The sequence below is a fragment of the Marinobacter metalliresistant genome (genome assembly GCF_038098645.1).
Lineage (GTDB): Bacteria > Pseudomonadota > Gammaproteobacteria > Pseudomonadales > Oleiphilaceae > Marinobacter > Marinobacter metalliresistant.
Window position 1 is genome coordinate 1,936,821 of record NZ_CP101118.1, and the last position, 14,047, is coordinate 1,950,867.

Annotated in this window: 14 protein-coding genes, 1 pseudogene and 1 riboswitch; of the genes and pseudogenes, 6 read left to right on the forward strand and 9 right to left on the reverse strand. The window is 57.7% G+C overall.

What is annotated here, in order from left to right; translation table 11 throughout:
• Positions 1-60: 60 nt before the first annotated feature.
• The gene (locus NLK58_RS09130; protein WP_341582583.1) at positions 61-231 is read left to right on the forward strand and encodes a hypothetical protein; all 171 of its coding nucleotides are present in this window, start codon (positions 61-63) and stop codon (positions 229-231) included.
• Between the two features lie 44 nt (positions 232-275).
• On the opposite strand, the gene NLK58_RS09135 is transcribed toward NLK58_RS09130, so the two are convergent.
• Complete coding sequence (locus tag NLK58_RS09135) at positions 276-497, reverse strand: hypothetical protein (protein WP_117618211.1); 222 nt, start codon at positions 495-497, stop codon at positions 276-278.
• A gap of 16 nt (positions 498-513) precedes the next feature.
• Positions 514-693, reverse strand: coding sequence for a hypothetical protein (locus NLK58_RS09140; RefSeq protein WP_117618212.1), 180 nt, complete (start codon positions 691-693; stop codon positions 514-516).
• 143 nt (positions 694-836) lie between these two features.
• On the opposite strand from NLK58_RS09140, the gene NLK58_RS09145 reads away from it, so the two are divergent.
• A complete protein-coding gene (locus NLK58_RS09145) occupies positions 837-1,550 on the forward strand; it encodes a succinate dehydrogenase iron-sulfur subunit (RefSeq protein ID WP_117618213.1) in 714 nt (237 codons plus the stop codon).
• A gap of 119 nt (positions 1,551-1,669) precedes the next feature.
• Complete coding sequence (locus tag NLK58_RS09150; protein ID WP_117618214.1) at positions 1,670-2,833, forward strand: cytochrome P450; 1,164 nt, start codon at positions 1,670-1,672, stop codon at positions 2,831-2,833.
• Here NLK58_RS09150 and NLK58_RS09155 read toward each other — a convergent pair.
• From NLK58_RS09155 to NLK58_RS09185, 7 genes and pseudogenes are all read right to left on the reverse strand, one after another.
• Positions 2,817-3,926: a methyl-accepting chemotaxis protein gene (locus NLK58_RS09155; protein WP_341582585.1), complete on the reverse strand. Its 1,110-nt coding sequence runs from the start codon at positions 3,924-3,926 to the stop codon at positions 2,817-2,819. The two genes, NLK58_RS09150 and NLK58_RS09155, sit on opposite strands and share 17 nt — an antisense overlap.
• A 116-nt stretch (positions 3,927-4,042) precedes the next feature.
• Entirely contained in the window at positions 4,043-4,405 is a 363-nt protein-coding gene (locus NLK58_RS09160) for a DUF488 domain-containing protein (protein ID WP_117618216.1), read from the reverse strand.
• Positions 4,406-4,440: 35 nt separating this feature from the next.
• Positions 4,441-5,145, reverse strand: a complete 705-nt coding sequence (locus NLK58_RS09165; RefSeq protein ID WP_205422294.1) for an anaerobic ribonucleoside-triphosphate reductase activating protein — start codon at positions 5,143-5,145, stop codon at positions 4,441-4,443.
• Between the two features lies 1 nt (position 5,146).
• The gene (gene nrdD, locus NLK58_RS09170; protein WP_117618217.1) at positions 5,147-5,293 is read right to left on the reverse strand and encodes an anaerobic ribonucleoside-triphosphate reductase; all 147 of its coding nucleotides are present in this window, start codon (positions 5,291-5,293) and stop codon (positions 5,147-5,149) included.
• A gap of 89 nt (positions 5,294-5,382) precedes the next feature.
• Positions 5,383-7,068, reverse strand: a pseudogene (locus tag NLK58_RS09175) (ribonucleoside triphosphate reductase); the annotation flags it as partial.
• Between the two features lie 174 nt (positions 7,069-7,242).
• Positions 7,243-7,446, reverse strand: a riboswitch (cobalamin riboswitch).
• Positions 7,447-7,606: 160 nt separating this feature from the next.
• Positions 7,607-8,140 (reverse strand): iron transporter, encoded by a 534-nt coding sequence (locus NLK58_RS09180; RefSeq protein WP_117618219.1) that lies wholly within the window; start codon positions 8,138-8,140, stop codon positions 7,607-7,609.
• Between the two features lie 72 nt (positions 8,141-8,212).
• Entirely contained in the window at positions 8,213-9,646 is a 1,434-nt protein-coding gene (locus tag NLK58_RS09185; protein WP_117618220.1) for a 4Fe-4S binding protein, read from the reverse strand.
• A gap of 178 nt (positions 9,647-9,824) precedes the next feature.
• Between NLK58_RS09185 and NLK58_RS09190 the strand changes: the two genes are divergently transcribed.
• From NLK58_RS09190 to NLK58_RS09200, 3 genes are read left to right on the forward strand one after another with little or no spacing between them, the layout of a single operon-like run.
• Positions 9,825-10,163 carry a hypothetical protein gene (locus NLK58_RS09190; protein WP_341582587.1) on the forward strand — a complete coding sequence of 113 codons (339 nt, stop codon included), beginning with the start codon at positions 9,825-9,827 and terminating at the stop codon, positions 10,161-10,163.
• Positions 10,147-11,520, forward strand: coding sequence for a hypothetical protein (locus tag NLK58_RS09195; protein ID WP_341582588.1), 1,374 nt, complete (start codon positions 10,147-10,149; stop codon positions 11,518-11,520). Before NLK58_RS09190 ends, NLK58_RS09195 begins: the two co-directional genes overlap by 17 nt.
• Positions 11,517-13,946 carry an efflux RND transporter permease subunit gene (locus NLK58_RS09200; RefSeq protein WP_341582589.1) on the forward strand — a complete coding sequence of 810 codons (2,430 nt, stop codon included), beginning with the start codon at positions 11,517-11,519 and terminating at the stop codon, positions 13,944-13,946. The genes NLK58_RS09195 and NLK58_RS09200 overlap by 4 nt, the downstream gene beginning before the upstream one ends.
• Positions 13,947-14,047 lie beyond the last annotated feature (101 nt).

Consider the following 14,047-nt stretch of genomic DNA (forward strand, 5'->3'; position numbering starts at 1 on the left):
ATTTATACGTTAGGAGCAAATGCGCATGAGTAAACAATCTCCCGGCCAGCTATTCACGAGGTGCTGAAGAATACCCTGCAGGCTCACAAGACCCTGACAGACATCTACGAGTTACGGTCCAAGCTGGCGCAGAACGCCCGGGAGGCAGAGCTGTTCCGGGAGTTGGCGGCCAACCAGCAGGCCGAAGCCCGGCTGCAGTCCAGGGATATTGGCCGGCTGGAGATGTATTAGTCGTGCATCATCAACATCTACCCGCAACATGAACCCCGGTCAGATCAGGGCCCATGTTGCAGCAGGTACTCCCGATACACCCGGATCGATGCCAGCAGACTTTCCCGGTAGGCCGCACCGTACTGGTTGCCACCGGAGTCCGCCTCCCGGACGGCAGACTCGTACTGACCGATACCCTGCTTTGCAAAAGCCGCGGCGGTTGCCACACCGTCCCGGCCCTCGACAAACGCCAGTCGCTCCCACTCCCGGCTTTCCGGCGTATCCATGGCCCGCCTCCCATTGTTATTTCAGGGCTTCATGTAGCATAGTCGGTGTACGCTCCGCTTCAACCATCCCGCTGCGCACCAGAAAATCACCGAAGTGTTCCCCGGCTTCACGCTGCTCCCGGTACGCCCGGAACAGGGGCCGCAGCTCGGCCAGAACCGTGTCGACATCAATGTTCTCACGGTACAGCCGGTTCATCCGCTGTCCGGAGAAATCTGCCCCCAGGCAAAGAACGGGATATTGCCCATAACCCCCTGAAGTAAGGTGTTGGCGGGTTGGCCATTGCTAACCTAATCTTAAACCCATACAGAGAATGTATGAAATTCCAGGAGGGTAGCAGAATGTCGGTCTTTACCGTTCGCCTGTATCGTTACAACCCGGAACAGGACAACGCCCCCTACAATCAGGACATCGACGTTGACGGTGAATTTCGCAACCGCATGGTTCTCGATGTCCTGGAACACCTCAAAACCCGTGATCCAACACTGTCTTTTCGTCGTTCCTGCCGGGAAGGTGTTTGCGGTTCGGACGGGCTCAACATCAATGGTCGCAATGGCCTGGGCTGCATAACCCGGGTAGAGGATGCCCTCGGGAAGAAGGATATTCTGGAGGTCCGGCCGTTACCGGGTATGCCGGTTATCCGGGATCTGGTGGTAGACCAGTCACTGTTCTTCAAACAGTACGAACGTGTTCAGCCCTGGCTGATCAACGATACTCCTGATCCTGCAATCGAAAGGCTGCAGAGCCCGGAGGACCGCGCAAAGCTGGATGGGCTATACGAGTGCATTCTCTGTGCCTGCTGCACCTCCGCCTGCCCCTCCTGGTGGTGGAACCCGGAAAAGTACATCGGGCCATCCGGATTACTGCAGGCGTACCGGTTTTTGGTGGATTCACGGGATACAGCTACGAGTGAGCGACTGAAAAAGCTCGAAGATCCGTTCAGCGTGTTTCGCTGCCGAGGCATTGGCAACTGCACGGCTTACTGTCCCAAGGGGCTCAATCCCATGAAGGCCATCGGTCATATCAAGACCATGCTGCTTCGCGAACAGGTCTGATCACCCATGACAACGGGTTGATTCGGGAAATTTAACCAGACACCAATTGATCTATCTTCAAGAAGAAAACCCGGCCCTCTGATAGTCTGACGGGACATGTTTCTTCCCGAGGATGAGCAATGGCAGACGATCCCCGCAAGCCTGACTGGAACCCCCGAACGGATGAGGTTCTAAGGGACCAGATACGGGCCTACGATGCCATGCGCGCCCAGTGCCCGGTCGCCTGGAGTGATTACCAGCACTGGACGCTATTCAGGCATGGCGATGTAATGCGAGTGCTGGAAGATCACCAAACCTTCAGCAGTGCCGCATCTAACCATCTTTCGGTCCCCAATGGCATGGACCCGCCTGAACACACGCCCTATCGACAGGTAATCGAGCCCTACTTCTCGCAACAGGCAATGAGCGAATTCGAGCCAACCTGTCGCAACATTGCCCGCAACCTCATCAATAGTTTGCCCGACGGCCAGCCGTTCGATGTCGTGGAAAAGTTCAGCAGAGCCTTTGCCCTGCAGATACAGTGCGCTTTTATGGGCTGGCCTGATTCTCTCCATGAACCACTCCGCGAATGGGTACTAAAAAACCACCGGGCCACCCTGGCCCGTGACCGGCAGGCAATGGCTGAAGTTGCCCATGAGTTTGACGGCTATATTCACGACTTGCTGGAAACCCGGCGCCAGGCCGGAGCCAATGCCCCAAGAGACGTCACAACCTCGCTTATGGAAGAAGCCGTCAATGGTCGCCCCATGACCGATGGAGAGCTCACCAGCCTGCTGCGGAACTGGACTGTCGGTGAACTGGGCACAATCAGCTCCAGCGTATCGATTCTCCTGAGTTACCTGGCTGAACATCCGGATCTGAGACAGAGCCTCGCCAACGATACCGGCGCGTTGTCGGACGCTATTGATGAAATACTTCGTACGGATGCGCCACTGATGTCTAACCGCCGGGTCACAACCCGGGACGTGGAGATTGGCGGAAGAAGGATTCCCGCAGGCGAGAAAATCACCATCCTGTGGGCGTCCGCCAACCGTGACGAAAAGGTCTTCGGCGACCCGGATGCATTTTGCCCACAGAAGAACCGCGACCAGAATCTGCTTTACGGCGCCGGCGTTCACGTTTGCCCGGGGGCACCTCTGGCAAGGATGGAGCTCAGGGTTCTGGTGGAGGAATTTCTTTCCAGTGTCGACACCCTGAAACCTGCCCCCGGCAAGCAGCCTGAGCGGGCCGTTTTCCCGACCGGAGGCTTCAGTTACCTACCGATGCTCATTGAAAAGCGATAAGGGCTGCACCCGACACCAACCGGCGCAGCCGCATCATAACATCAAGATTGTTGGTCTCCATGGCCTCCAGCGCCTGCAGTGCATCTTCGGGCCGGTTTTCATGGTGTGCTTTCACGGCTTCAATAGCATAAACATGCACCAGCCGGTGAGGCTCTTCAATAGCCCGGAAATCCATCCGGCCGGCGTATTGCTCATTGCCATCCCCCTGATAGTACCACTGCCCCAGGCGGCATTCGCTTTCGGATGGCAGGCTGTCGGCCCGCCTGTCCGAAAGCCCGGCCAGAACCTGGTAGACTGTCAGTTTGATTTCCAGCTCTTCAAGATTCGCCAGTTCAATTTCTGACAACAGAGCAGCATTACCTAAAGCAGTTGACGACGTGTCAGCCAGGTCGATCAGAGACAGCAGGCGATCCCGTGCCGATTCCGCCTCTGCCGCCAGTTTTTCCATTTCTTCACTGCTGGCCTTACTGGCGGCTGAAACCGAGGTGGTCTTGGCACGAATCCGGCTGATGGCATCGTCAATTTCCCGGGTGGCTTCTCCGGCCCGGAACGCAAGATTACGCACTTCGGTAGCCACTACACTGAACCCCCGGCCATGCTCGCCGGCACGGGCGGCTTCGATACTGGCGTTTAAAGCCAGCAGAGAGGTCTGATCAGAGACTCCATCAATCACATCCACTAGTGTATTAATACTGCCGGTTTCCGATTCCAGCGCCTCAATCTGGCCAGCGGAATTGAGCACTCGCTCCCGGGCGCCGCCCAGTTGCTGTATCAATAGCGCCATACCATCTCGCACCCGACTGGATTCATCCCGGGTTTTCAAAGCTTCACTTCTACGAGAGCCCAGCAGATCCGATAACTCACTGAAAGACCCCTTGAGCTCGGAAAGGGATGAGCCAAACTGACCGAGGCCAGACATCAGTCGGTGACTGAGCTTGAGCTCAGCCTGGGTTTGCTCCAGAGCATCGGTTTCTGCCTCCAGACGGCTCTCAAGCACCCTCTTCTGCTCACTGATCTGTCCGTAGGCCTCCTTCAATGCCGACAACTCCCCTTCAAGCAACTCTGCGCGCTTTGTGGACGGCCAAAAAGTCATAAAAACTCCAGCTTCTTAATTTAATACATATTTAATGCATATTATATCCATCTTTTTGGAGGCAACTGTACGGATTTGTAACAACCACCAGCAAGACCAGTGGCGCGGCGCCTGCTTCAAAGTTGATTATTCAGAATGAAGTCCCGCAGCGCTACCGCATTGTTATGCCCGGTATCTTTCGCCGCAAACACCAGAGTAATGCGGTTGTGCTCTTCAAGCAGGTTTTTGAGTTTCTCAAGCTCCTCCCCGGCCTCATCCGTGGCCAACTCCCTGAGGTATCGTTCCCGGAATTCTGGCCATTTATCCGAATCGTGGCCGAACCACTTCCGTAGCCCGGTGGACGGTGCCAGCCCTTTCAACCAGTGGGCAATGTCGGCATCTTCTTTGGCAACCCCTCGAGGCCAAATACGATCCACAAGCACTCGCGGACCGTCTGAGCGTGCGGGGGCCTCGTAGGCACGTTTCAGCCGGATGTCCATTGTTCCCTCGTTATGTGAACGTAATATCCCCGAGCCTACTCCCGGAGTTCCATGCTTGCAAAAATCGGGGTGAGGGCCAGCCTGACCGTGTCTCTATCATTTCGGGATATGCACCCAGTGCCGATCTGCTCATTCAGCATCTGATCGCTGCGAGCGACCTGTACGGCAAATCTATCAACACCGCGGTCAGCCAGGCACTGACCCACCCCCATAATCTGCTCCGGACCATGCAACCCGCCATGCCAGGTCATCCGGCACTCAAAATCCACATTGGCTTTTTGCAACGCCTCAATAGCGGCCCAGCTTTCCGGGCCGGAGTAGCGACTCGTGGTTACTGCTTCGTAGTCAGAAGGCATGGCTTTGATATCCAGCCCTACCCAGTCCAGCCAGGGCAGGAGTGGTTTTAGCAGGTCAAGGTGGGGGGCTCCGGTATGCAGGCCGTTGCGAAAACTCATCTCGCGGGTCTGCTTAAGGGCGGGCAGCAGGGCTTTCTGGATGGTCGGTTCGCCACCGCTGAACACCACCGCATCCAGCAAGCCTTGCCGGCCCTCAAGATGATGCTTTACCTGCTGCCAGGTAACTTTCTCATCATCGGTCTTCAGTGGTATGAGGTGAGGGTTATGGCAATAATGGCAACGCCAGGGGCAACCCTGAAGAAACAGGGTTGCCGCCAGGTGTTGTGGATAATCGACGGTGGAGAAGGCAGCCATGCCCCCGATCACCAGGTTATCCGCGGTCATTTCAACGCTCCCGGAAGTGAGTGCGTTCACGGTGTTCGGACTGCTTGCCCTTGTTGAAGGCAGACACCGGGCGGTGATAACCCATTACCCGTGTCCATACTTCACAACGCTGGCGTTGGCTGTCATCGGCAAGCTTCTGGTTTTCCATGCTAATCTCCTTTTACTCGTCTTGGGAAAGTTCCGGGGGTGGCTGTTGCAGCAGCCACCCCCGGTTTTACCGGAGCCCTGCCCCGGAAATCAGGCCACAGCCTCTGGCTTCTGGGGTAACGCTTGCTCTGCCATCAGCAGTTCATCGCATTTCGGACAGAATTTGTGCTCGCCATTGAGGTAACCGTGCACTGGGCAAACCGAGAAGGTGGGCGTTACTGTGATATACGGCAATCGGTAATTCTCCAGCACCCGTTGTACAAACCGACCGCAGGTGGCAGCATCGATGACGCGCTCGCGCATATACAGATGTAGTACGGTGCCACCGGTGTAGCGGGTTTGCAGCTCATCCTGAAGGTCCAGAGCCTCGAAGGGGTCATCCGTATAACCCACTGGGAGCTGACTGGAATTGGTGTAGTAGGAAGCATCGGGTATGCCTGCCTGCAGGATACCGGTAAAACGTTTCTGGTCCTCCCTGGCAAACCGGTAGGTGGTGCCTTCGGCTGGCGTGGCCTCCAGGTTGTAGAGGTTGCCGGTTTCTTTCTGGTAGGCCTTCATGCGTTCGCGAACGTGGTCAAGAACGTCCAGAGCAAGCGCCCGGCCTGACTCGCTGGTGATGTCTTCCCGGTCATCCGTGTAATTGCGGACCATCTCGTTCAATCCATTCACCCCAATGGTGGAGAAGTGGTTTCTCAGGGTCCCCAGGTAGCGTTTGGTGTAAGGGAACAGACCCTCTGCCATCAACTGGTCAATCACCCTGCGCTTGGTTTCCAGGCTATCCCGGGCCAGGCCCATCAGCTTATCCAACCGGGCAAGCAGCGCGCTCTTTTGCCCCTTGTAGAGATATCCAAGGCGAGCGCAGTTTACGGTAACGACACCCAGAGAGCCGGTTTGCTCGGCGGAACCGAACAGGCCATTACCGCGTTTGAGCAGCTCGCGCAGGTCCAGCTGCAGGCGACAGCACATGGAACGGACCATGTTGGGCTCCAGGTCTGAATTCAGGAAGTTCTGAAAATACGGCAGGCCGTAGCGGGCGGTCATTTCAAACAGTCGCAGGGCATTGTCCGACTCCCAGTCAAAATCCCGGGTGATGTTGTAAGTGGGAATGGGAAAGGTGAATACCCGGCCCATGCTGTCACCAGCGGTCATCACTTCAATATAGGCCTGGTTGATAATGTCCATTTCGGCCTGCAGGTCGCCATAACTGAAGGGCATTTCCACACCGGCAATCACCGGGATCTGTCCACGCAGGTCTTCCGGGCACACCCAGTCCAGGGTGATGTTGGTGAAGGGAGTCTGGGTGCCCCAGCGGGAGGGTACGTTCAGGTTGTAGACAAACTCCTGGACACACTGGCGAACCGCTTCATAGCTCAGGTTGTCCTTACGGATATACGGCGCAAGGTAGGTGTCGAAGGAGCTGAAGGCTTGGGCCCCTGCCCATTCGTTTTGCAGGGTGCCGAGAAAGTTCACCATCTGGCCGATGGCGCTGGACAAGTGCCTGGGAGGCCCGGCTTCCACTTTGCCCGGCACACCGTTGAGCCCCTCATGCAGCAGAGTTCGCAAGGACCAGCCGGCACAGTAACCACTGAGCATATCGAGGTCATGAATGTGCAGATCGGCATCACGGTGGGCCTGGCCGATTTCCGGGGTGTAAACCTCGTTCAGCCAGTAGTTGGCAATCACCTTGCCGGCGGTATTCAGAATCAGACCGCCGAGGGAGTAGCCCTGATTGGCGTTGGCGTTTACCCGCCAGTCGCTGCGATGAAGGTATTCACTAACGGTGGCCGAGATATCCAGCAAGGATGGATCGGCAGCTTCTGAGGTGGTCGTGGCGGGCATGTGCTCCTCCTGGAATCGCATCAGGTCTGTAGAACCTTCGCGTATACAGGAGATCACACACGGGCAACCAGACCCGGGGCTTGACCAACTGTTCACCCTGAGTCGCGAAGGTGCAGTGCATGTTGCCCTGGCAGGTCTTCGGACTCAGGGGCGTGAACCTTCCGGTTCGGCCTTGCGTGGCGACTTCCCGGCTTGCGCCAGTGTCATCATGCCACGGTTGTTCCCCAATACCGCTGCGCGTCAGTTCCGGAGTCTCACCGGATTCCTTGCCACAAACACAACATATTGTGGCTTACCAGGACACAATTACTATATATATTAATGCAGAAAAATTCAACCAAGAAAATTTATCTCGTTTACTTCTTAAAAATCGAACAAAGGGAGAGAATGAGCGAGGGATTGGGAAACAGAGGAAAGGCGGCGGCAACACCAGCCAGCCCGGTAACGGACAAGCTGGCTGGAGGCCTTCAATTAATCAGTAACCACCTTTCTTGCCGGTACCCACGTAGGCAAAATCCCACTCCACATCGAACGGAACCCACCATTTGCCGACACCGGTTTCTTTGTCCTTATGGCGATAAAATCCCTGATAGGGGGGCGGATCAATGTGATAAACCACATGGTATTTGCCCGGGCCGTCCAGCTTGATGTTGGCACCGTAGTGCGGTCCATCAGAGGCCACCATCGGCATGAAAGCGCCGGTTCTGGACCAATCCGAACCATCTTTGGTCAGCGTGAAGGTAATTCCCAGATAAGGAACCCAGGCACCGGCACCGTTATTGTTACCAGGCAGTGCGGCGATATCCGCTTCCAGATGGATATCCTTTTCACCCATGCCCGGCAGTTCCGGTGTCATCATCACCGGCTGCAGGTACACCGCGCCGATTTCCATGCCATGCTTCTCTACGGGCTCACCGACCACCACTTCGCCAGCAATAGCGTGGCCGGCAAGCACCAGGCTGCCGGTCAACATGGCAGCAGCAGTGAATGCGCGAGTGCTTGTTTTCATAGCCTTACTCCTCTTTTAGGGTGGTTTCACATCTTCTTTTTTGATCGGGAACTTGCCGGAATGCGGTAGATCTCAGAGCACCGCCATCCACCAGGCGGCAGCCATGGCACTGCTGCCCGCCGCACTCGGTAACAGCGCCAGCCAGCGGCCACGGCCAACACCCAGGCCCTGCAGAATTCGCCAGGCCAGCCAAACACTCCAGACCCAGCCGAGAAAAATCATTGCGGCTTTCGCATTACTGACCTGCACGGCGGTCATACCCAGGCGCAGAAAGGGGGTGAACAGCTCGGTGGCGAGGCCGATCATCAGAGCCATCAGCGCCACGGGGGCCTGGCTGTAACCAATCTGGACGAAGGCCTGAAACAGGCTTGCGGTACCGCCCTGCAACCTGGCCAGCCCGGCACTCGCCAGACATGCCACACTCAGCACCAGAGCAGACAATGCCATGACCGCGACCATGGTGCCGGCGATCATGAAGAAATCGAGCCAGCGAAAGACTTCCCGGCGCTCCGGATGCACACTCATCAGCCAGGCCGGCCCAGGCTTACCAATCCAGTACTGGCCCTGTTCGATAAACCAGGTACCTGCCACTTGCCGCCAGTCGCTGTAAAATGGCAGCACCAGCCATAAGAAGCCACCCAGAGCCACACCGGCACCCAGAAAGATAAACAGGATTTCCCAACCATCCGGGGCATGATGACGAATGGATTCCAGTTCCTGACCCGGCCTGCGGAAAGACACCGCCAGGCCCGCTGTATGGCCGGGCAGAATACAGCGCAGGCATTCGATGCAATGGCGAGTAGCCCGTTTACGGGGCAAGTCGATATAGGTAGGGCAAATGGTTTTGTCAGTGAGTTCGTCCGGTCCGGACTTCCACTTTCGCGGGCAAAGCTGCACCGCACCCAGGCGGGCAAATACCCCCAGTAATAACCCTATGGGGCACAGGTGCCGGCACCATACCCGCTTGTTGCGCCCCCAGAGCCAACCGACGATGACGGCCATTACGAAGGTGCCGCCGAAGATTTCCAGAGTCGCCTCCGGGTGGTCACGTACACCGGTGGTCTGGCCCAACAGGGTGATAATGATAAAGCTGAGGATGGGCGTGCCCGGCCAGCGAACCCATGCCGGTGTCTGCATTTTCAGTCCATGGCGGTTGGCCAGTTCCGACGCGGCCCCCATCGGGCACAGAAAACCGCACCAGCTTCTTCCGGTAATCACCACCGAGAAAAACACCAGAGGGAACCACACACCCCACAGCAGATAGTTTGCCAGCACCCGGCCATCATCCAGAAAGGTTGCCTGTTCTGCTGACTCCGGCAGATACACAGGGACGACCAGCACAGCCAGGAATACCAGGAACATGACCACATGCACCCAGGGCAACCAAGGACCCAGACGGGAGAGAATGCGTTCTACACCGGGATGCTTTGAAGCACGATCAGAACCCCCAACAAAACGCGTTGGCGCTGAGGTTTCACTGATGTCTTTTATGGGAATGGCATTCATAGCGTTACCCCTGATGAACCACACCAACTTTACAACAGAAAAAACCTAATGATAATGATTCTTATCAAACCCCAGTCTTTGGTCTCATCTCCATGAGCCGGGTGGAAAATTGACGGGCACCTCGTTTTCAACCAACCAGCGAGGTTACTTCAGCGGCAGCTCAGCATCGGGGCCAATTTTGGGCTTGCATGTTGCCAGCCACCCCGGCATTCCTCAGTTGATGCTGGGACAGCTCCAGAAACCGGGCAACCACCGGGCGAAACGCATTATCCGTCAGACCCTGGCCACCTACCGGCAGAAAGTAGTCTCTCTGCTGAATCTTGGTATTGAACAGCAATGCATAACCCCGACCATCGACACGGAAGCTGCTGCCGTGCTCTATCTGGGTGCCATTCAGGGGCTGGTAGTTCAGGGCATGGTGGGTGGCGATGTCCGCGACCTGGAACAGGTAGCCCCTCGCATATTCCGGTTGTTCAGCGCAAGCTTCCAGGAGATTCCCGATGACCCGAAAAAATAAGCTCATCCTCGCCCTGACGCTGATTGCCGGCATCGCCTTCGTGGTGATCATGGTGAAACTGAAGCAACCACCGGAGCGCACAGCTAAACAGCTGGCAGCGACACCAGCCAGGCTCCTTGAAGTTACTCCCCTCACCGTTCGCACCGAAGCCCGTGGTTATGGTCAGGTGTTACCGGCCCGGAGCTGGAAGGCCGTGGCCAATGTGGGCGGTCGCATTATCTGGAGGAGCCCGGAGCTGGAAAGCGGCAACCTGATCCCCGAAGGCACCCGCTTGCTACAGATAGACCCGACCCGCTACGAACTCGCGGAAGCCTCCGCCAAGGCCGATATCGCCGGCCTTGAGGCAGAGCTTCGGCAACTGGATCAGGAAGAGCAGAACGCCCGGGAACTGCTGAAACTGGAAAACCGCCGGCTGGCCCTGGCCCAGCGGGAGCTGGAGCGGGCAAAAACCCTGACGGATCGTGGTGCCCTGTCTGAAACCCGGCTGGATGAACAACAGCGGGCCACCCTGCAGCAACAACAGGCTGTGCAGTCACTGAAAAACCAGCTCAACCTGATTCCGGTAAAACGGGAGACCCTGAACGCCCGCCTGGCCCGGAGTGATTCGGCCCTGGCCAGTGCCCGGGAAGACCTTAAAGATACCCGGTTTGAAGCCCCCTGGGATATGCGGGTTCACCAGTCCGAAATCGAAACCGGGCAACAGATGAGCCCCGGCCAGACCCTGTTTGTGGCAGACGACATTTCTGCCGCAGAAGTCACGGTGCAGCTGGAAATGTCCGAGCTTCGGAACGTGCTGTCCCAGATCCCGGGTGCTCCCGCCCCGACAGCCCCTGGGGAAGCACCCGAGGGTTTTCCCGATTTCCACCAACAACTGCCGCTGGGCTCACTGACGGTGTGGGTGTACCCCACCGGCGCTCCCGACAGTCGCTGGCCCGGCAAGCTGACCCGGGTCACCAGCAGTCTTGATCCGGCCACCCGCACCATTCAGGCGGTGATAGCGGTGGAGGAGCCTTATCGCAATGCCAACCCGCCAGCCCGGCCACCGCTGGTACGAAACATGTTTGTGCAGTCGTCTATCACAGCGCCTACACCCAATCCAGTGCTGGTGGTGCCGGCCAGCACCATTCACCAGGGCGAGGTATACCTGGCGGACAGAGATGACCGCCTGAAACGCCAGCCAGTCACCGTTGCCTGGCAGCAGGGTGACCTTGCTATCGTTACAAACGGTCTGAAGCCGGGTGACCGCCTGATTCTCGATGATCTGGTGCCGGCCATTGAAGGCACACCGTTAGCCCCGCAAACCGATGATCAGGCCCTTAAAGCTCTGCAGCACCAAGTTATGGGAGAGCAACGGTGATCCGCTGGTTCGCCGGCCACCCCACCGCCGGCAATCTGCTGCTGATTCTGATGCTGGCGATGGGCTTGTTTGCCGCACCGAACCTAACCCGGGAAACCTTTCCGGACTACCTGCCGCCGGAAGTCAGCATCACCATAGAATACCGGGGGGCCACTGCGGCGGATGTGGAAGAAGCCATCTGCCAGCGCCTGGGTGAGGCGCTGCAGCGGGTGGACTACATGAAGGAAATCTCCTGCACTGCCCGGGACAACCAGGCCCAGACCATTGCCAGCATGTCACCAGAGGGCGATATGGGCCGGTTTCTGGATGATATTCGCACCGAAACCGAGGCCCTGACCGACCTGCCCGAAGAAGCCGAAGACCCGATTATCCGCGAGCTCTACCGCACCAACCTGGTGGCCGCCATCGCGGTTTACGGACCCATGAGCTTCGCCCATCTGGAGACTTACACCAACCAGCTGCAAGACCGGCTTTTCGCCATGGAAGGCGTGGCCGATGTCATTCCCGTTGGTCTGTCCCAGCGCCAGTGGCACATCGAAGTCTCCCGCGACCTGCTGCGCCAGTATAGCCTCGGTGTGCGAGACATTGCCCGCGCCATCAGCAGCCAGAACCTGGACATGCCCCTGGGCAACATTGAAACCGACAGCCAGGATATACAGCTGCGGTTTGTCGATGAACGGCGCTCACTACAGGCCCTGGCCAAACTTCCGGTCGTCGGTGGCGAAGCCGGTGCCGTGCTGACCCTCGGCGACCTTGCCACCATTACCGAAGCCCATGAACGGGAAGAGGAACGGGTGGAATTCAACGGCCAGCGCGCCATCGTTCTGGAGGTTCACAAGAACCGCCATGACGATGCCCTGAGGGTCATGGACTCGCTGCAAACGTTCGTTGATGAGGAAAAAGCCCGCCGGGCTGGCACTGTAGAACTGGAAATCACCCAGGATATGACGTCGATCGTCAAGGACCGCCTGCAAATGTTGGTGGCCAACGGTATCACCGGCTTACTGCTGGTGGGTCTGGTAATGGCACTGTTCTTCCGCCCCCGGCTCGCCTTCTGGGCACTGTTCGGCCTCCCTGCCGCCTTTGCCGGAGCCTTTGTGATGATGGTCCTGACAGGGCTGTCCCTGAACATGATCACCCTGGTGGCCCTGCTTATGGCTATCGGTATTGTTATGGATGACTCGGTGGTGATCACCGACAACATCGCCCAGCGTGCAGCCGAGGGTTGCAGCCCGCTGGAAGCGGCGGTCACAGGCACACAGGAAATCCTGCCCGGGGTGCTGTCGTCATTCCTGACCACGGTTGCCGTGTTCATTCCTCTGGCATTTCTGGCAGGAGAGTTGGGGTCAGTGCTGGAGGTCTTGCCGGTCGTTCTTATTGCCGCCCTGGCCGCCTCACTGATCGAAGCATTCTGGATACTGCCCCACCACCTCAGAAACGGCCTGGGCAAGAAGCGCGAGAAAGCGCCTTCCCGCTTCCGCTCTGCTTTCGACAGTGGCTTTGAAAAGGTTCGCGAAAAAGTGGGACAACTGGCCGACAGCGCCATCCGTTTCCGTTACGGCGTATTGGCGGCCATGCTGCTGACTATCCTTGGCTCGGTGGGGCTGATGGCCGGCGGTCATGTACGGATGGAAGCCATGCCGGAGATTGATGGTGACGTACTGGAAGCCCGGGTGCTGATGCCCCAGGGCACACCCCTGCATCAGACACAGGCCATTACCAACCGCATAACCGAAGCCATGCAAAGACTCAACGAGGAATACGCTCCGGAGCAGCCCGGCCGGCAAGCTCTGGTGAGAAACATCCAGACCCGCTTCAACCAGCACGCGGGGGCTGGCGAGAAAGGCGCCCACGTGGCAACGGTTATGGCAGACCTGCTGACCGCCGAAATCCGTACCGTGGATCTGGTCACCCTAACCGACCGCTGGTACCAGGAGATCGGCGAAATCCCCGGCCTGATTGCCCTGAACATCCAGGAGCCCGGCTTCGGCCCCGCGGGCGTTCCCATCGAAGTCCGCCTGCAAGGCACCGATCTGGACGAACTGAAAGCCGCGGCCCGCTATCTGAGCGAAGAAGTCGCCAGCTATAACGGTACCTTCAACGTGCTGGATGATCTTCGCCCCGGCAAGCCCCAGCGGATACTGACACTGAACGACAGCGCCCTACCCCTCGGCCTGAACACTGCTGAAGTAGCCAGCCAGATCCGCACCGGCCTTCTGGGCGATATTGTGGATACGGTGCAGATCGGTGACCAACACATCGAAATCCTGGTGCGCCAGGCCAGCGCCGAACGCAACACCCGCCAATTCCTGGAAGATACCGTGATCACCACGGCAAAGGGCCAGATGGTTCCGTTGCGCGAAGTGGCGACCATCGCCGGCGCTTTACGTAATTCTGGAGGATCTGGGATGGGCCGCCTCCGCTAACTCCGGATAGCCCGGAAAGTGGGGACAGCTGTCAGAAATTAGCATATCTCAACAGGCATACTATCTGATAGTGATAACCTGAACGGCGCTCGCCATTCATT